Genomic DNA, 17,419 nt, shown 5'->3' on the forward strand with positions numbered 1-17,419 from the left:
CGGGTGCCGCACGGCTTGCAGAGATGCGGGTGGGCAGGATGCCCTACCAGCCCTTCGTTCTCCGCAGATTCGTCACGTGCGCTGTGTGGTGCAGCGAGTGCCACTGATAGAGCAGTGCCAGCAGGTCCAGCGACTGCGGTCCGTTCTGGCTGTGGGTGATGCCGCGCTGCCACTGCTCCTCGCTCAGGCCCTGGAGCATCGCCACCCAGCGCGTGTGCAGTCCTTCGAGGATTGCCAGCGAGGCGTCAATCGGCAGCGCCGAGTCCGGGAGTTCCGCGAACCTCGCTTCGTCGTACCCGGCAGCCGCCGGCCAGTCTTCGGTCAACGCTTTGCGCATCCGGTGAAAGGCCGTCATGTGCGAGTCGGCCACATGGTGCACCAGCTGCCGCACGGTCCATCCGCCCTCGCGATACGGCGTGTCCAGCTGCGCATCGTCCAGCCCGGCGACAGCCTCGCGAAGCTTCACCGGAAGCTCGCGCAGCGTGGCAATCGCCGCCAAACGGTCGTCGGCCGAAATGGAGGCAGGTTTGTGGAAGTCGCCAACGGGAAAGCGAGGGTCGAACGCGAGGTCGGTTGCCATAGAAGCTAGAGTAAGCGATCGCGACTCGCGACTCGCAGCTCGAAACCCGATCAAACCTCTTTCCGCTGCTGGCCGACGAATTCTCCGTCAATCGCGTCTGAACCAGTTGCGAGTTCCCACTCGCGCAGTGAGGATAGAACGCATGAGCTGGATCCGCCTGACCGTCATTGCCTCGGTGCTCGTCGCCGGTTGCAAGTCCGCCACCCCGGCAGCAACGCCCGCGCCCGGCACCTTCGTGCCCGATGGCCAGGTCGCTCCTGTCTCCGGAGGCCAGCCTCAGACCGTGAATCCAGCGGCTGGCGCTATGATCGACCCCGCAATAGGCGCCGTCGCCGGTGGCTACGCCGGCTTCGACCGCAACGACTATCCCGGCGACGCCACCATGGCCGCCATGAAGAAGACCTTCGCCTTTACCGGCTACTGGGTCACTCCGCCCCCCGGCGAGAAGGCCAACAACTGGGCCGGCAAGCGGCTCCTGCTCAAGCAGCAGGACTGGGGCTTCCTCGTCCTCGCCGACGGCCGTTTCGACAAGGAGATCCTCGCCGCGCAGAAGAAGGGAACTACCGCCGCACAGCTCGGCCAGCAGGACGCGGCCAAGGCCATCGCCTCGGCTCGGGCTGAGGGCTTTCCCGCGCAGACCATCCTCTTCCTCGACCAGGAGGAGGGAGGACGGCTCCTCGACGAACAGGCCCAGTACCTCCTCGCCTGGACCGAAGCCGTCGCGCAGTCCAGCTTCCGCCCCGGCGTCTACGCTAGCGGCCAGCTGGTGCAGGACGATCCCGGCAAGTGGATCGACACCATCCGCGACATCCGCGAGCGCGTGAAGGCCGGGCATCTGCACGGGATCGCGATGTTCGATACGCAGGACGCGTGTCCGCCCGCTCCCGGCTGCACCGTCAAGGGCGCCAAGCCGCTGAGCGAAGCCGGCGAGCCCGACCTCACCGCCTGGCAGTACTCGCAGTCTCCGCGCCGCCCGGAGATCACCAAAGCCTGCGCTGCCACCTACTCCTCCGATGGCAACTGCTATGCTCCTGGCTTCTCCGACGTGCTGCTGGACATGGATATCGCCAGTTCTCCCGATCCCTCGCACGGCCGCTGAGCATTGCAACACTATTGGCCGTTTTCACCCATTCTGTTCAGGACTACACTGCAGCCATGGCAAGCGCCGTCCAGATTCCGGTATCCGAGTATCTGCAAACCACCTACCGCCCCGACCGCGAGTATGTCGATGGCGAGGTACTGGAGCGCAATGTGGGCAAGTGGGAGCACGCAAGGCTGCAAGCGCTGCTGGCGCAATGGTTGGGAATGCACGAATCCATCTGGAATCTTCTGGTGAGCACGGAACAGAGAACTCGTGTCACCGAGACCCGCGTGCGCGTTCCGGATCTGGTTGCGGTGCGCCCGGGTCCGCACCCCGACGTCCTTACCGATCCTCCGCTGCTCGTCATCGAGATTCTCTCCCCCGACGACACCTACACCGCTCTCGAAGAGCGTTGCCAGGACTACCTGACCATGGGCGTCGAGACCGTCTGGGTTATTGATCCCCGCACCCGCACCGGACGCATCTGCCGCGCCTCCGGCTGGGTCTCCGCGCAGCGCCTTGAGGTTCCGGGAACGCCCATCCACGTCGAGCTTCCGATGCTCTTCGGCCGCCTGGAATCCCCCTCAACGCCTGACTCTCCGCAGTCGGCATAATCCCCCTATCGGACGGCCATGCTCGACCACGTTTTTCTCACCGTGAGCGATGTGGAACGCTCTATCGCGTTCTACACCGCAGCGCTTGCTCCCCTCGGCGTCACGCACATGTACGACTACAACGGCGCCGACGGCCCTCCCGGCCATCCTGACCTCTTCGGCTTCGGCGCCAACGGCCGCATCTTCTTCTGGCTGCAGGCGGGTGAGGCGGCGAGCCACGCCGCTCACATCGGCTTCGTCGCGGACAGCCGCAAGCAGGTCGACGCCGCTTACGCTGCGGCCATCGCCGCCGGAGCGCGCGAGAAGGAAGCTCCCGGGATTCGCCTCTATTACGATCCCCGCTACTACGCGGCCAACGTCTTCGATCCCGACGGCTACAGCCTGGAGTTCGTCTACAAAAACTGGCAGCACTGAGGGCTTCCGTGCGCCCGGCCAGCCCTCACAGCAAGCACCGATCGAACCAGAGTCTTACAATCGAACGATGGCCGCTGCACCGCACACGCCCGCCCCGGAAGTTCTCGATCACAAGCGCTGGTTCTTCTCCCACCTCGGCCTCACCGAGCGCCTCTTCGAGCGCTGCCTCGGCGAAGCGCTCTCCGCGGGCGGCGACTTTGCGGACCTCTACTTCGAGGCCGTCACCTCCACCTCGCTGGGCATCGACGAAGGCATCCTCAAGACCGCTGCGCAGGGCATCAGCGTGGGCTGCGGCATCCGCGTGCTCTCGGGCGAACGCACCGGCTTCGCCTACACAGACGATCTCTCGCCCGAGCGCCTGCTCAAGGCCGCCCGCACCGCGGCGCTCATCGCCAGCGGCCCGCAGACGCAGCGAGTCGAAGGCTTCCGCGAGGCCCACACCCCGCAGCTCTATCCCATCGCCGGCTTCAGCAGCGACGCCGAGCTGAGCACCAAGATCGCCCTCATCGAGCGCGCCGACAAGGCCGCCCGCGCCTTCGATCCCCGCATCACCCAGGTCCGCGCCGGCCTCAACGACGAGCTCCGCCGCATCCTCATCGCGGCCTCGGACGGCACCTACGCCGCCGACACCCAGCCCCTCGCCCGCTTCAACGTCTTCGTCATCGCGAAGGACTCCCAGAACACCGCGCGCGGCACCTCAGGCGGAGGCGGCCGCGTGACGTTGGACTTCTTCGACGGCGACAAGTCCCCCGAGCACTTCGCCCGCGAAGCTGCCCGCACCGCCATCCTGCAGCTCGGCGCCGTCGCTGCACCCGCAGGCGAGATGGAGGTCGTCCTCGGCCCCGGCTGGCCCGGCGTGCTGCTGCACGAAGCCGTCGGCCACGGCCTCGAAGCCGACTTCAACCGCAAGAAGACCTCCGCCTTCTCCGGCCTCATCGGCCAGCAGGTCGCGTCCAGCAAGGTCACCGTCGTCGATAATGGCACGATCGCCGGCCGCCGCGGTTCGCTCAACGTCGATGACGAAGGCAATGCCACCCAGGAGACCGTGCTCATCGAGAACGGCATCTTGCGCGGCTATCTCTCCGACAAGCTCAGCTCGAAGCTGATGGGCATGCCCAACACCGGCTCCGGCCGCCGCGAAAGCTACCAGGCCATCCCCATGCCGCGCATGACGAACACCTACATGCTCAACGGCGAAGACGATCCCGGCGACATCATCAAGAGCGTCAAGCGCGGCCTCTACGCCGTCAACTTCGGCGGCGGCCAGGTGGACATCACCAACGGCAAGTTCGTCTTCTCGGCCAGCGAAGCCTACCTCATCGAAGACGGCAAGGTCACCGCACCGGTGAAGGGCGCAACCCTTGTCGGCAACGGCCCCGAGGCCCTCAAGCACGTCAGCATGGTCGGCAACGACCTCGCGCTCGATGAAGGCATCGGCACCTGCGGCAAGGCCGGCCAGAGCGTCCCCGTGGGCGTTGGCATGCCCACCATCAAGCTCGACCGCATGACCGTGGGCGGTACGGGCCACTAAGGCTCGGGAGCCTGCGAGCTCCGTCTCAAAGCGATGACTCGAAGACCTTCGCGAGCTTGGCGTGCCCCTGCGCGTTCGGGTGGAGCCCATCCGCCATATCCGTGTACAGGTCCAATGCCCCATAGGTCGGTACCGTCGTCAGATACAAGCCCTCCCCGGTGAACGAAGTCGCGATCTGCGCCAGCATAGCGTTGTATGCGATCACCGTCGGGTTCAAGGCATCCACCGGCGTCTGCGTGATCTGCGCCAGCATCACGCGCGGTGCACCACTCACGCTCGCATAGTTCTGAGTTGAGGCTCCTGCCCACAACACGGAAAAGAACCCGCCGGCCGCCGACGTCGTCAGCGTCACTGTGTGCACTCCAGCAGCCCCCAGCGGAGCCGTCTCGAGAAAGATCGTGTCCGTGGTGCCGCGAAGCGTGCTAATGGCATGGCCCGTAGCGACCTGCGTGTGCAGGGTATCCGTGGCCACGCCGTCAATCGTCAGCGCCGCGTTGCCCGGGGTCACCTGCCCCGCATCGAAGACCCTGTAAGCGACATACAACCGCCGCCCCGCTACCGCCTGGTTCACCTTGAAGGTGATGGAAGCCGCGGCATCGCTCGTCGCCATGCCAAACCCCAGGTCCGCGGTCCACTTCCCGGTCGTCGTGGCGGAGGATGCCAGCGCCTTGTCCCCCGGCGGAAGCCCCAGCCACGCCAGCGATGCCTCCAGGGCCTGCGCCCAGTTCTGCATGCAACCAGACGCCCCCCCGCAGCTGTTGGCATCATTGGTGCCAATCATCACCGTGTAGAGCTGGCTTGCGCCGGCCGCTGGCACGGCGTTGGGATACACCCACACCCGGCTCATATCCGCAGCCTGGTCCTCAGACCGGCACAGGTTTGTCGCCGGTACCGCGAGGAACGTATCGAACAACCCCGCATACCCTTCGTTGGAGTAGATGTACCCTGTTCCGTCGGCTGGAGAAGACACATAGCCGCAGGTGATCGAGTCCCCGAAGTTCTGTACAACAGAGATCACCCGTGGCGTCGACGGCGTGCTGACCACGACCGGTGATGTTGCCACGGCAATCGATATGGTGCGGCCACAGCCGGACGCCATCGCCGCCGCGACGCTCGCTACAATAAGGAAGTAGCGACGCACCCGCAGTCTTTCACCGTGAATCACGCGTTGGATCACATTCGGCTCCGCTGCGAGGGGGATTCGTGGATTTCAGCATACAGCCGGCCGAGCGGGCTCAATCGTTAAATGCTCTGGCGCAGCAGGCCGTCGAGCGCGCCCTCGCCGCCGGAGCCTGTGATGCAGAAGCCGTCGCCTTCGCGGGAGAAGAGTTCGCCGTCCACGTCCGCATGGGGCAGGTCGAACAGCTCACCGAGTCCGGCTCCCGCGCGGTCGGGCTGCGTGTCTTCTTCGAGAGCCCCGACGGTCAGCGCACCGCCAGTACCTCCACCTCCGACCTCAGTGAAGATGGCCTGAAGCGACTCATCGACGGCGCCGTCGGCCTGGCCAGAGTCACCGGCGCTGACCCCTTCGCCGGCCTGCCCGAGCGCGAGCTCCTCGCGCAGCCTTCCGCCAAAGCCATCGACGATCTCTGCCTCTACTTCGACGACGTCGACGCCATCCCCGCCCAGGAACGCATCGAGATCGCCCGTCGCTGCGAAGCCGCCGCACTGGCTCACGACACCCGCATCCAGAACTCCGTCGGCGCCGACTTCGACGCCTCCACCGCGCATCGCGTCATGGTCAACTCCCGTGGCTTCCGCGGCGAGTACCGGCGCAGCTACTGCGGCTTCTCCGTCACCCCCATCGCGCAGGACGCCAGCGGCGCCATGCAGCGCGACTACTGGTACTCCTCGGCTCGCACCGCCCGCCTGCTCGACTCGCCGGAGTCCGTAGGCCGCAAGGCTGCAGAACGCGCGCTGCGCCGCCTCGGCGCCCGCCGTGTGCCCACCCAGAAGTGCCCGGTCGTCTACGCTCCTGAGGTCGCACGCAGCCTGATGGGCAACCTGCTCTCGGCTGCCGATGGCGACTCCATCTACCGCAACGCGTCAATGTTCGCGGGCAAGCTCGGCGAGCAGGTGGGCGGCGAAAATATCACCATGGTCGACGACGGCACCATGGTCTTCGAGCATTCGCTCGGAGGCGACAAGCTCTTCGGCGGCCAGCAGGGAAGCGTTCGCGTCGGAGGCTTCGGCACCTCACCCTACGATGGCGATGGCCTGCCCACTCGCCGCACGGTGGTTATCGAGCGCGGCATCCTCAAGCAGCTCATGCTCAACACCTACACCGGCCGCAAGCTCAACATGGCCTCAACCGGCAAAGCCTCGCGCGGCCTCGCAGGAGCTCCTGGCATCGGCGGAGGAAACTACTTCCTCGAACCCGGTACCCTGACCCCCGAGCAGATCATCGCGGATATCCCGCAGGGCCTCTACGTGCTCTCGACCATGGGCTTCGGCGTGAACCTCGTCAACGGTGACTATTCGCTAGGCGTCAGCGGCCTCTGGATCGACGGCGGCGAACTCGCCTACCCGGTCGAAGAGATCACCATCGCCGGCAACCTCAAAGACATGTTCCGCAATGTCACCGCTATCGGCAACGACCTCGAGTTCCGAGGCTCCGGAGCTGTCCCCACGGTGCGTATCGACGGCATGACGGTTGCAGGCAGCTAAAGACGCCGCGGAATGTCTCGCGCACCATGAATGATGCGATAGATACGCAGCTCCGGATTACGGCGAAAAAGAATCAGATACTGAAATACGGTGTGAGAAAGAAACCCGGAGCGCCGGATGTCCTCGCGGCGATACCCGATTGAGGGAAGGCTCGCGAGATCATCGAATGCCTTGTAGATGTCGGTCTCTACGCGATTGGCGACCGCCAGACTTGCCCCTTGGAGGAGATAGCGATAGATCGCTTCGAGGTCGCGTGCAGCAGCAGGCGCCAGGATGTATCTAGCCACGCCTGAGCTCGGCCTTTACGCGATCCATGTGCTCCCGTACCTGCTCCGGCGTATAAAACTCGCCACGAGCAAACTCGGCTTCTGCCTCATCCAGCAACGCTTCCAATTCATCCGCGGGCGGTAAGGCAAGCCGCCGATGTTCGAGCTCATAGAGCGCCGTCTCGATCACGTGCTCCGCCGAGTCGAAGTATCCCCGGTCAACCTTCTCCTGGATGCGGCTCTCGAGTTCCGGACTTAGCTGGATCGCCATGGCGAGAGTATACGTCCGAATGCCCCATCTTTCCGCAGCGCCTCCATCCCCGCTAACCGCGAAGCGGCTACCGGCGAAGCCGCTAACGCAACGCGCCAACGGCGTAGCCGCTTCCAACTACAATCCAACCTGTGAGCGCGGCCTTCCACTTCGAGCACAACGTCGCCTTCGACCCCGAAGATGCCGAGCGCATCCTGCGCCAGGTGCCTGCTGCCGCGGGCGTCTTCGCTCTCCGTGGCGCCGACGCCTCTGCTGAGCCTTACCTTACCCGTGCCGCAGACATCCGCCGCCGTCTCAAGCGCCTCCTCGCCCCGCCCGAGCTGAGCGCTGACTCCGGCCAACCCGTGCTGTCGAAACGCCTCAACCTCCGCAACAAGGTCCGCTTCATCGAGTGGACCCGCACCGGCTCCGAGTTCGAGTCCGTCCTCGTCCTATACTGCGCAACGCGCTCGACATTTGGTGCTGAGGCTGCTCGCAAACGCCTCCGCCTGCACGCGCCCTACTTCCTCCGCATCACCCAGACCAACGCCTACCCGCGCGTCTACGCGACCAACAAGCTCTCCAAGCGCAGCCTCGCCGAGTTCATCGGCCCCTACCCTTCACGTGCCGCCGCCGAGCGCCACTGCGACGCCGTCCTCGAGCTCTTCAAGCTCCGCCGCTGCTACGAGGACCTCGCGCCCTATCCCGACCATCCCGGCTGCGTCTACGGCGAGATGGGCAAGTGCCTCCGCCCCTGCCAGCAGGCCTGCACCGACGCCGACTATCGTGCCGAGGCCGATAAGGTCGCCGCCTTCTTCACCACGCGCGGCGAGTCCATGCTCACCCGGCTCGCCGCCGACCGCGACGCCGCCAGCGAGGCCATGGACTTCGAGCGAGCCGCCGCCCTCCACGCCCAGTACGAAAAGGCCCGCGCCGCTGCCAACCTCGCCGACGAAATCGTCCGCCCCGCCCCTGACCTCCGCGCCCTCATCGTCCAGAAGGCCGCGCCTGCCAATCTCGAACCGGCTGTCGACTCCCCGCAAAATGTGTCATCTCGACCGGAGGCCGCGCTCTTTGCGGACGCAGCGGAGAGACCTGCATCTCCGGCCGCACCTGCCTCGCAGGACAGCAGCCTCGACGCCGCGATCTTCCTCTTCGAACGCGGCCGCATCCTCGGCCCCGCTCGACTCTCCACCCTCGGCGTCCGCGCCGTCCGCGAACAAACCGCCGTGGGCAGCAGCCTCTTCGCGCAGCCCCTTATGCTCGCCGCCATCCCCCTCGACGAACCAGCTCCCGAGCCGTCCCAACCTGTGTCATCTCGACCGGAGGCGCAGCGAAGCGAAGCCGAAGTGGAGAGAGCTGCTTCTTCTATGGACTCAGGGTCGGATCTTGGGACCATCACAAATCCGGGTGCCCCAGAGCCTGCCCTGAGCTCGTCGAAGGGTCTCGATTCTGAGACGCGGGTTCCCGCACAACCCACACCGTTCCCGGCAGTCCCCCCTGAACCCTGGGCCCTGGGCGCTAAACCCTCGGCCCTCACCCTGTCCCCCGAAGACCGAGCCCGCGCCGTCCTCGCCGACCTCCACGCTCAGGCCGAGTCTGCCGGCGACCCCGAGATCTCCGAGCGCTGCGACTTCCTCTCCCTCTTCCGCCGCTGGTACTACCGCCCCGAAAGGCAGCGATCCGGCGAGCCCTTCCTGCCCAACGCAGCAGGGGAGTGGCCCATCCGCCGCATCCTCAACGCCGCCGCCCGCGCCGTCCTCGGCCCACCCGCCGAGCTCCCACCCGTCCAGCGAGAAGCCGCCAAAGAACTCACCAAAGACCTCAAGACCCGCACCCTCCACGAAGGCCGCGAAGGCGTAGAGCGCACTGTCCCCGTCCTGCCCAAGCGAAGCCGTCGAGGTAAAGCTGTCCTGCCATCTCAGGTTGTCGAGGAGTCCCAGTGAGTTTCACTACAAGTCGCATCGCTCGGTGGCGCGCCGAAGAAACACGGGGGAGCTTCCTCAAGACACTGGATCGTATCGAGTCCACAGGATTGGAGGTGTGGAGCGTTGGCGAATCCAGCTCACATCCAGACTCCTTCTCATACACCGTAGGTGTCTTTGACACCTGCGGTCAGCCCGAGCTTCTTTCCGTTGCGCTCGCCCCAAGTGGGGCGCTCAAAGCAATGAACCGCGCCGCAGAGCTCCTTCGCGAGGGCGCTGACCTCACCCATGGACCGATATCCGGCATCCTCGGCAACGTGGATGTGGTTTTTCGGCCGGTCGATCCAAAGTGGCTTCCGAACGTCATGCTTCGCACCAACTGGTATTACGGGGGCGAAGCTTTCCCAGTGCTCCAACTCATCTACCCAGACGCCGCGAATCGGTTTCCTTGGGATGACGATTTCGATTCAGACTACGCGCAGCCCCTATTGCAACCGGGGCAACCCGAAGGGGAGCTGGAACGGCGGTTCTGGTATAGCAACGAACCAAAGTCGGATCGCCACGGACTCTCGCCCGGATACCTCGCCGACTGGCCCTTTCCCGACGATCCCCACACGAACTCCTACCTCACGAAGACTGTCAACGATGGTGAAGAGCCCGTCACCTATGTCTCGCACGACGCCGACGACGGTGCCTGGCAGTTTCTCGGCGACAAGATGTCCGATGGCGGAGGCCCAGTGCTCTCCTGCCTCCATCACCCCATCGACAAAGACCCTACGTTGCGCCAACTGCACGACCTGCCCCACGGCTGGTACGCGATGCGCGACCATGTCGGCGCTCCCTGGAAGAGGTTCGAAAGTCCTGCCCAGGAAGACGAGCCTGATGCCGATGGGCAGCCGGACTGATAACCCTCATCCGCAATTTGTCCGCAAGGGATGCTCCATGGCTTGAGCCTTCCGGGGCCACCTCAAATCATCCCCGATGCGCAAACGCCGCCGATGGCCCCGCCTCAGCCTCATCGCCAGGGCCACCGATCTCCATTGCTGCGATCAGCCCATCGACCATCGTGAAGGTGTGCACCACCTCGCCGTCCCAAAGCACATCTTCTGCGAGGCTTTTCACGAGCTGGTGCACGCGCACAAGCACCTTGCCGTCATCTCCCTCACTCATGGCCGTCGGCGTCACATGCGGATCAAACTCGCTCCACTGCCGTGTCCAATAGGCGCGAATCTCATCCTTTCCGACGACCGTCCCACCCTCGGAAGCCTTCGGCCAGCTCACATCCTCTGTCATCAGGGTCAGTGCGCCGTCGATATCCCGCGCGTTGAACGCCGTGTATGCCTGCTCGATCACACTCTTCGTGTCTGCCATGGAACCCCCTCAGCGTCCTGGAACGCACGGCCCATTATCCCGCCCGTGCACATCCTTGCGGTTGAACGCCATGCATCCCCCCGCTGCTAAACTGAAGGCCTCATGATCGAGCTGGCCTTCTCCATCCTTGCTGCGGACTTCGCGCATCTCGCCGACGAAATTGCCACCGCCGAGCGCGGCGGCGGCACCATTGTCCACGTTGACGTGATGGACGGCCACTTCGTCCCCAACATCACCTTCGGGCCGCCCGTGGTCAAGGCCATCCGCCCGGTCACGAAGCTTCCCCTCGACTGCCACCTGATGATCGAGGATCCCGACGCCTTCATCCCCGACTTCGCCAAGGCCGGCGCCGACATGATCTCCGTGCAGATCGAGGCCTGCCGTCACCTCAATCGCACTCTGCAGCACATCACCGACAACGGCATGCTCGCGGGCGTTGTCCTCAACCCCGCCACGCCCATCGAGATGCTCGTCGAGGTGCTGCCCATGGTGCACCACGTCCTCGTCATGAGCGTGAACCCCGGCTTCGGCGGCCAGAAGTTCCTCCCGCGCTCGGTCGCCCGCATCGCGCACCTCGCCCGTCTGCGCACCGAGATGGGCCTCAACTATCGCATCGAGGTCGATGGCGGCGTCGCTGACGACACCGTGGCCAGCGTCGTTCAGGCCGGAGCCGACATGCTGGTCGCCGGATCCGCCATCTTCGAGCCCGGCAAGACCGAGGAGAACGCCAAGCGCTTTCTCGAGATCGCCCGCGCCGCCGATCCGGCGTCGCTCATCGCGTAGGGGCTCCGTTGCGTCCTGAGGGGACTGCAGCGTCCACCGCGTGAAGTACCCCGCCGCCGCCCTTCCATAGGTCCACCCGGAATCTCCGGCTGCCCAGCTGGAGATTCACCTGCGTGATCTGTCCGTTGCTACCCAGCAGAGTGTCGAAGGTGTTCACCGTCCCATCGGCAAGCTTTTGCGATCGTGGATAGCCGGTCTTCGAGTCGTATGCCATCTCCATCTGCGCCGCCTGCTTCTGCGTCGTGGCCTGCGCATTCGCCTGGAACCTCAGCAGGTGGCCGGCCTTGTCGTACGTGTACGCGTGCGTCTCGCCACTGGGAAAGAGCACGCTCTCCAGCTGGTCCGCAGCGTTATAGGTGTAGCTCACCTTGCGCCCCAGGTTATCGGTCGCTGAGACGATGTCTCTCTGGCCGTTGTACTTGAGCTCCAGCCATCTTCCATCCGACGCCTGCGCCCGCGCCAGCTCGCGATTCACCGCGTCCCGCTCCATGCGAATGCTGTGTCCGTTGCCGTCCTCCACGGCATCGAGATAGCACACCGTCGAGTCATCGCAGGGCAGATACCACTCCCGCTCGCCGTCATAACGCGCCAGCACAAAGCGGCTTCGCCCGCCGACCCAATCCATCCTTTGCTCATAGCCGGAGTCGTACTCATCCACCCAGTGGTTCCACTGCAGGATATTCAGCCAAGTCGGCAGCCGCTTCAGCCACACGGTGCTTTGCGCATCCACCACCTCGATCTGCCGCATCGCGTCGGAGGTCGCAAGGTACCGGTCGTAGTCGTTGTCTCCGCTCACGCCAAAGCCGTTCGTCTTCTGCCAGTCGCTTCGCATCGACCTCCCGAAGCGCAACGGGATCGGTCCCGGCTGGTAGAGGTCTACATGCCGAACCGACATCACCTGCTGTTCGAGGTTGACCTCGAAGGTCTCCACCGATTCGTCGGCCTCATCGGTGGGCAGGTCGCCACACTCGCGGACTTGCTCACCGGTGGCATCCACCGTCCCCGTCTTCGCCGAATACGAGACGTACACGCACGGTTCGCGAAAGAATTTTCCGCTGCCGCTCTCGACCGGATCGAGGTCCGAAGCGAAGATCTCCGTCGCGGGAATGTCCGGGTCGAAGTTCCAGTACAGCAGGCTGGTGCGATCGAAGTTCAGCGGCAGGTGCCAGTGCAACACGCCGATGTCCCGCAGCAGCGAGCGCTCCATCCGCATCCTGAGCTTGGCTACTTCCGTATTGTGCCGATCCAGGGCTCGTCGTGACCGCGAAGCGTCCAGCTCAGCCGTCGAGACGATCGCGTACCCGTCCTCCCGCCGTGCCGTGATGCTGAAGTTTCCGCGGGACACGATGTTGTAGACCGGAGCGTCGGTCACCCCAATCACGGTCGCATCCTTCTCTCCGGCGATCTCGGGCTTTGCCTGCCGGATGGAATCCATCAGGAGCTGCGCGCCGTACTGTCTGCGGCTGCCGTTCCATGCTCTCGTATCGAGTGGCATCGGCTCCGTCACCACCACCTCCAGCGCATACTTGTTACGCAGCTGCAGTGCGAACTCTTCCAGAGAGTACCGGCCTGACAGCCGTCCCAGAGGAACAAAATAGATCCGGCCTGTTCCGGACAGCGCCGACATCGGAGCAATCTCGCCTCTGTGGACCAGCAGCGACGACCGCGCCTCGGAGCCGATGTTGGCCAAATCACCAAGAAACCGGAGGACTCCCCAGATCAGCCCCGCCGTCAGTCCGAGGTACATGAGGACCGCTGCGGCGATCTGCACGCCGAGAATCTTCCAGAACGGCCGCCGTGGCCCTCGCGGGGAGAAGAACCCGCCCGGGTCGTCGCCCGGAGGGTTGCGGAACTGGTAGGTCGGCTGGGCGTCTGGAGCTCTGTAGGTGGCCACCGTATCTGTATCGCATCGCCGGCCTGCACGGGTTATCCCTCGAAGGTCGTAACCGCCTGCCGCCACAGTGCTTCCTGCCCAGGCTGCGGCACACCCGTTCATCGCGCCGCCCCAGGCCACCAAGTCGATCGCCAAGGCGCGTTGACAACGGCGGCTCCCGCCCGTCCCACATCTACGGGGCTCTGCGGCCCCCTCACTACGCCAACTTTGCCGCCCGGCAGGATGCGATCCCGGCCATCCGGCGGCTACAATGGACAGGTGTGTCTGCCTTTGCGGGCGGCGCTCCACGAGGTTCCGGAGTCTTCATGCGCTTTACGATGTCCAGTTTCTTCCCCAGCCGCAAGGCAGCCCAGCTTGCTGGTCTGGCCCTGGCTGTGGCCCTTGTCTCCCTGCCGCTGAAGGCTCAGGATGCTGCCGCGCCAGCTTCAACTTCGCAGCAGACCTCCGGCACCCCGGCCTCTGGCACGTCCTCATCCACTGCTGCGAAGGACGACCAGCCGGCGCCGAAGAAGCATAAGCCCATCTTCGCCCGCGTCCGCACGCCGGACGAACAGGCCAAGGTTGACCAGGACAAGGCCGAACAGGCGAAGGCGGCTAAGGCCAAGGCTGCAGAGGCCAAGGCCAACGCACCCAAGGTCGACAAGAAGGACCGCGTCACCCAGACCAAGGACACCCGCCGGGAGATCAAGAAAGAGTCCCGCGACAAGATTCTCGTCGGTAAGGACGCGTCCCTGCCCGACAAGCAGCTCTACGACAAAGCTCTCGCTCAGGAAAAGAGCGGCCACTTCGACGTAGCTCGCCTCGACCTCCAGACCCTGCTCAACACCTATCCTGACTCGCAGTACCTGATGCGCGCCAAGCTCGCCGTCGCCGACTGCTGGTACAAGGAAGGCGGCACAGCCTCCCTGACCCAGGCCGAGCAGGAGTACAACGACTTCATCACGTTCTTCCCGAACGTCCCCGAAGCCGCCGAAGCCCAGATGCGCATCGGCGACATCTACTTCAAGCAGATGGACGTTCCGGACCGCGATTACGCCAAGGCCAACAAGGCCGAAGCGGCGTACCGCACCATGCTCAAGCAGTACCCGGACTCGCCCAAGGAAGTTCGCGACGAGGCTACCCAGAAGCTGCGCGAGGTGCAGGAGATCCTCGCCACGCGTGAATCTGAGATCGCTGCCTTCTACGCTTCGCACGAGAACTGGGCCGCCACCATCGCCCGCTACGACACCGTCATCGACAGCTACCCTCTGTACAGCCACCTCGATGACGCCCTGATCGGCAAGGGCGATGCGTACGCCGCGCAGGCTCGGGCTGTCCGTAATACCCCTACCTGCGTTCCGAACGTCAAGCCAGTGGGCCCGTGCCTCTCCGAAGACATCAAGGCCCGACTCCTGCAGTATGACGATGGCCTTTCCGCCGATGCCTACCGCAAGGTCGTGCTCGAGCACGCTGCGGCGCCGCATGTCGAAGACGCCAAGGAGCGCCTCGCGTCGATGGGTCTGCCCATCCCGACGCCGACGGCGGAGCAGGTCGCCGCGAGCGACGCCCTTGAAGGCAGCCGTGCTCAGTACAACATCCGCCGTCGCCTCGAGCTCCTGATGATGCATCGCCCTGACACCGTCACGGCCGCGCAGATCGGTGCACCGCCGCTGGACGATCCACCGGCGACCACCGCTCCCAGCATCCTCAAGGAGATTCGTGAGGCCTATACCGCCGCACTGAATCCCAACGCGCCCAAGCCGGGCGCGGCTCCGAACGCTCCCGTCAGCGATGCTGCAGGGGATACCCCGGCGGCTCCCGCTGCACCTGTCTCGACGGCGGCACCTTCGCTCTTGGACGTCCCGGGCCCGGGCGGCAGCACCACCGATAGCACGGTCGCTCCGATGACTCCGGCCACGGAAGGTGGCGCCTCCGGAACGGGCGTTGGCGTTGAGGTTCTTTCGCCCAACGGCGGCAGCTCAGCTCCTGTGACGGCCAAGCCCGCCTTTGCTCCGGCAAGCGACCTGCCTTCAGCTACGGGCAAGGCCGATCCCAACTTCGGCCTCAAGACCGCGGCTCCAACCAACACCAGCGCGCTGCCGGATGTTGAGAAGCCTGCCGACGCTCCTGACCAGATCAACGAGGCTGCGGGCAAGCCGCAGGCTGCCCAGGCCGCGGATCAGTCGACCGATGCCAAGGGCAAGAAGAAGAAGACCAAGTCCCCCAAGGAAGACAAGGCCGACGAGTCTTCCAGCAAGGACAAGAAGAAGAAGGGGCTCGACAAGCTGAACCCGTTCTAAACTCAACACGGACTGGCGAAAGAGAAGGGGCGCTTTGCCGAAGGGCAGGGCGCTCCTTTTCGTTGGACAGGACACCACGAAGCGCGGAGAGCGCGCAGAGGCAGGAAATATGAAGAGCAAGCAGGAAGACACCCCCCGCGGCGACAGGCTGCAGAAGATCCTGGCACAAGCCGGTATCGCCAGCCGTCGCGCCGCCGAGCAGTACATTCTCGAGGGCCGCGTTCAGGTCAACGGCCAGACCGTCACCGAACTTGGCACCCGTGCCGACCTCGAGCACGACCATGTCCGCGTCGACGGCAGGCTGCTGCATGGCCGCCAGGCCGTGCGCTACTTCATGCTCAACAAGCCGCGCGGCTATGTGACCACGAACGAAGATCCCGAAGGCCGCAAGACCGTTCTGGACCTCATCAGCCAGGACTCGCAGAAGAAGGTTACCGGCGAGCACAAGCGCATGCCGCGTCTCTTTCCGGTCGGCCGCCTCGACTATCTCTCCGAAGGCCTGCTGATCCTCACGAATGATGGCGACCTCGCCAACAAGCTCTCCAAGGCCTCGGCCGGCGTGGAGAAGACCTACCTCGTCAAGGTCGCAGGCATCCCCACAGAGGAGTCGCTCGATATCCTTCGCCGCGGCGTTCTTATCGATCGTGGTCGCATCACGCCCGACAACGCCAAGGGCAAGCGCGTCAAGGTCATGACCCAACCCGCCAAGGTCGAGCGCGTCCGGGGCGGCGACAACCCCTGGTTCGAGGTCACCCTCACCGAGGGCCGCAACCGCCAGCTCCGCAAGATGTTCGAAGAGGTCGGCCATCACGTCGAAAAGATCCGGCGCATCGGATACGGAGCCCTCGTTCTGGATGTTCCGCCGGGAGCCTTCCGCGAGCTCACCATGGGTGAGGTGATGGCCCTGGGCCGCGCCGCCGCCGGCAAGAAGGTCGAGCGCAAGAAGGTGATGCCCGAAGCCGCACAGCTCAAGAAGCCTGTCGCGCCAAAGCGAAAGCGGCCCACCAGCAATCGTCCCGGACCGAAGCCGCCTACTCGCCGCAGCCGCGGCTAGTGGGAAAGCACAGAGGTTTCTCGCGCCTCCGCACAACCGCAGGAGCCTGCGTGGCCTCTTACTGACAGGTCAGCTTTCCTGCCGGGACGACGCATATCATTCAGAGGCCGGGGCACAAGCGCAGCTGGCCCGCTGCGGTGTCCAAATTGGACCTGTTGCGCAGGCCCAGCACCCAGTACAGAACAGCGTTCCAGGAATCACGAAAGGTTGGTACGAACGATGAGTTTCTTCAAGTTGGCTGCTCTCACAACGGCAGCATTGGCTCTGACGGTAGCTGCTCCCAGGGCCTCCGAGGCTCAGGTGACCTTCGGCGTGAACATTGGCGCTCCGCCTGTCTGCTCGTACGGCTATTACGGCTACGCGCCCTATCGCTGCGCTCCGTACGGCTACTATGGCCCGGAGTGGTTCTCGAACGGCGTCTTCATCGGCGCAGGTCGCTGGTACCACGGCGGAGATCACTTCCACGGCCACATCAACCACGCCTATGACCCCCACTACGGCTATCGTGGCCCCTTCCCGGAGCGCGGCGGGGCCTATCGCGAGCCCGATGATCACTGGAACAACTTCCACGCCAGCCACTACTACGACGGCCACGCCGAGCATGTCGATCACGACTATCATGGCGGCGGTCACCCCCGCTAAGCTGATCCACGTCTCAGCAACACAGAACCAGCAGGCGGCACCTCTCTGACGAGGGAGTGGCCCCGGCG

General features: G+C 64.8%; 17 protein-coding genes. 11 read left to right on the forward strand and 6 right to left on the reverse strand.

What is annotated here, in order from left to right:
- Positions 1 to 43: 43 nt before the first annotated feature.
- Entirely contained in the window at positions 44 to 580 is a 537-nt protein-coding gene (locus tag C4S68_RS15710; RefSeq protein WP_103934028.1) for a YfiT family bacillithiol transferase, read from the reverse strand.
- Positions 581 to 722: 142 nt separating this feature from the next.
- Between C4S68_RS15710 and C4S68_RS15715 the strand changes: the two genes are divergently transcribed.
- The 4 genes from C4S68_RS15715 to tldD all read left to right on the forward strand — a co-directional run bounded on the left by C4S68_RS15715 (position 723) and on the right by tldD (position 4,220).
- Positions 723 to 1,679: a glycoside hydrolase domain-containing protein gene (locus tag C4S68_RS15715; RefSeq protein WP_235011633.1), complete on the forward strand. Its 957-nt coding sequence runs from the start codon at positions 723 to 725 to the stop codon at positions 1,677 to 1,679.
- Positions 1,680 to 1,735: 56 nt separating this feature from the next.
- Positions 1,736 to 2,275 (forward strand): Uma2 family endonuclease, encoded by a 540-nt coding sequence (locus tag C4S68_RS15720; RefSeq protein WP_103934029.1) that lies wholly within the window; start codon positions 1,736 to 1,738, stop codon positions 2,273 to 2,275.
- Between the two features lie 18 nt (positions 2,276 to 2,293).
- Positions 2,294 to 2,689, forward strand: coding sequence for a VOC family protein (locus C4S68_RS15725; protein ID WP_103934030.1), 396 nt, complete (start codon positions 2,294 to 2,296; stop codon positions 2,687 to 2,689).
- Positions 2,690 to 2,756: 67 nt separating this feature from the next.
- A complete protein-coding gene (gene tldD, locus C4S68_RS15730) occupies positions 2,757 to 4,220 on the forward strand; it encodes a metalloprotease TldD (RefSeq protein WP_103934031.1) in 1,464 nt (487 codons plus the stop codon).
- A gap of 25 nt (positions 4,221 to 4,245) precedes the next feature.
- Here tldD and C4S68_RS15735 read toward each other — a convergent pair whose 3' ends face one another.
- A complete protein-coding gene (locus tag C4S68_RS15735) occupies positions 4,246 to 5,397 on the reverse strand; it encodes an SGNH/GDSL hydrolase family protein (RefSeq protein WP_146072175.1) in 1,152 nt (383 codons plus the stop codon).
- Between the two features lie 26 nt (positions 5,398 to 5,423).
- On the opposite strand from C4S68_RS15735, the gene C4S68_RS15740 reads away from it, so the two are divergent.
- Positions 5,424 to 6,887 (forward strand): TldD/PmbA family protein, encoded by a 1,464-nt coding sequence (locus C4S68_RS15740; protein WP_235011634.1) that lies wholly within the window; start codon positions 5,424 to 5,426, stop codon positions 6,885 to 6,887.
- Here C4S68_RS15740 and C4S68_RS15745 read toward each other — a convergent pair.
- Together C4S68_RS15745 and C4S68_RS15750 are read right to left on the reverse strand one after the other, a co-directional pair.
- Positions 6,884 to 7,174, reverse strand: coding sequence for a type II toxin-antitoxin system RelE/ParE family toxin (locus C4S68_RS15745; RefSeq protein ID WP_103934033.1), 291 nt, complete (start codon positions 7,172 to 7,174; stop codon positions 6,884 to 6,886). The genes C4S68_RS15740 and C4S68_RS15745 overlap by 4 nt on opposite strands.
- Positions 7,167 to 7,424, reverse strand: a complete 258-nt coding sequence (locus C4S68_RS15750) for a hypothetical protein (RefSeq protein WP_146072176.1) — start codon at positions 7,422 to 7,424, stop codon at positions 7,167 to 7,169. The genes C4S68_RS15745 and C4S68_RS15750 overlap by 8 nt, the downstream gene beginning before the upstream one ends.
- Positions 7,425 to 7,555: 131 nt before the next feature.
- Between C4S68_RS15750 and C4S68_RS23415 the strand changes: the two genes are divergently transcribed.
- Positions 7,556 to 9,349 (forward strand): excinuclease ABC subunit UvrC, encoded by a 1,794-nt coding sequence (locus C4S68_RS23415; RefSeq protein WP_200821565.1) that lies wholly within the window; start codon positions 7,556 to 7,558, stop codon positions 9,347 to 9,349.
- Positions 9,346 to 10,233, forward strand: a complete 888-nt coding sequence (locus C4S68_RS15765; protein WP_160115189.1) for a DUF4262 domain-containing protein — start codon at positions 9,346 to 9,348, stop codon at positions 10,231 to 10,233. Before C4S68_RS23415 ends, C4S68_RS15765 begins: the two co-directional genes overlap by 4 nt.
- 67 nt (positions 10,234 to 10,300) lie before the next feature.
- Here C4S68_RS15765 and C4S68_RS15770 read toward each other — a convergent pair whose 3' ends face one another.
- Positions 10,301 to 10,699: a nuclear transport factor 2 family protein gene (locus C4S68_RS15770; protein WP_103934036.1), complete on the reverse strand. Its 399-nt coding sequence runs from the start codon at positions 10,697 to 10,699 to the stop codon at positions 10,301 to 10,303.
- 102 nt (positions 10,700 to 10,801) lie between these two features.
- On the opposite strand from C4S68_RS15770, the gene rpe reads away from it, so the two are divergent.
- Positions 10,802 to 11,482 (forward strand): ribulose-phosphate 3-epimerase, encoded by a 681-nt coding sequence (gene rpe, locus C4S68_RS15775; protein ID WP_103934037.1) that lies wholly within the window; start codon positions 10,802 to 10,804, stop codon positions 11,480 to 11,482.
- Here the strand turns inward: rpe and C4S68_RS15780 are convergent.
- Positions 11,472 to 13,376, reverse strand: coding sequence for an RHS repeat domain-containing protein (locus C4S68_RS15780; RefSeq protein WP_160115190.1), 1,905 nt, complete (start codon positions 13,374 to 13,376; stop codon positions 11,472 to 11,474). The genes rpe and C4S68_RS15780 overlap by 11 nt on opposite strands.
- 305 nt (positions 13,377 to 13,681) lie before the next feature.
- On the opposite strand from C4S68_RS15780, the gene bamD reads away from it, so the two are divergent.
- The 3 genes from bamD to C4S68_RS15795 all read left to right on the forward strand — a co-directional run bounded on the left by bamD (position 13,682) and on the right by C4S68_RS15795 (position 17,351).
- Positions 13,682 to 15,655 carry an outer membrane protein assembly factor BamD gene (gene bamD, locus C4S68_RS15785; RefSeq protein WP_103934039.1) on the forward strand — a complete coding sequence of 658 codons (1,974 nt, stop codon included), beginning with the start codon at positions 13,682 to 13,684 and terminating at the stop codon, positions 15,653 to 15,655.
- A gap of 109 nt (positions 15,656 to 15,764) precedes the next feature.
- Positions 15,765 to 16,709 carry a pseudouridine synthase gene (locus tag C4S68_RS15790; protein ID WP_103934040.1) on the forward strand — a complete coding sequence of 315 codons (945 nt, stop codon included), beginning with the start codon at positions 15,765 to 15,767 and terminating at the stop codon, positions 16,707 to 16,709.
- Between the two features lie 219 nt (positions 16,710 to 16,928).
- Entirely contained in the window at positions 16,929 to 17,351 is a 423-nt protein-coding gene (locus C4S68_RS15795; protein ID WP_103934041.1) for a hypothetical protein, read from the forward strand.
- The last annotated feature ends 68 nt before the right edge of the window (positions 17,352 to 17,419 follow it).

The sequence above is a fragment of the Bryocella elongata genome (assembly GCF_900108185.1).
Taxonomy (GTDB): Bacteria; Acidobacteriota; Terriglobia; order Terriglobales; family Acidobacteriaceae; genus Granulicella; species Granulicella elongata.

Coding starts and splice junctions, on each gene's coding strand:
- C4S68_RS15715 (WP_235011633.1), top strand. CDS start 723: ATGAGCTGGATCCGCCTGACCGTCATTGCCTCGGTGCTCGTCGCCGGT.
- C4S68_RS15795 (WP_103934041.1), top strand. CDS start 16,929: ATGAGTTTCTTCAAGTTGGCTGCTCTCACAACGGCAGCATTGGCTCTG.
- C4S68_RS15720 (WP_103934029.1), top strand. CDS start 1,736: ATGGCAAGCGCCGTCCAGATTCCGGTATCCGAGTATCTGCAAACCACC.
- C4S68_RS15770 (WP_103934036.1), bottom strand. CDS start 10,699: ATGGCAGACACGAAGAGTGTGATCGAGCAGGCATACACGGCGTTCAAC.
- C4S68_RS15725 (WP_103934030.1), top strand. CDS start 2,294: ATGCTCGACCACGTTTTTCTCACCGTGAGCGATGTGGAACGCTCTATC.
- rpe (WP_103934037.1), top strand. CDS start 10,802: ATGATCGAGCTGGCCTTCTCCATCCTTGCTGCGGACTTCGCGCATCTC.
- C4S68_RS15750 (WP_146072176.1), bottom strand. CDS start 7,424: ATGGCGATCCAGCTAAGTCCGGAACTCGAGAGCCGCATCCAGGAGAAG.
- C4S68_RS15710 (WP_103934028.1), bottom strand. CDS start 580: ATGGCAACCGACCTCGCGTTCGACCCTCGCTTTCCCGTTGGCGACTTC.
- C4S68_RS15790 (WP_103934040.1), top strand. CDS start 15,765: ATGAAGAGCAAGCAGGAAGACACCCCCCGCGGCGACAGGCTGCAGAAG.
- tldD (WP_103934031.1), top strand. CDS start 2,757: ATGGCCGCTGCACCGCACACGCCCGCCCCGGAAGTTCTCGATCACAAG.
- bamD (WP_103934039.1), top strand. CDS start 13,682: ATGCGCTTTACGATGTCCAGTTTCTTCCCCAGCCGCAAGGCAGCCCAG.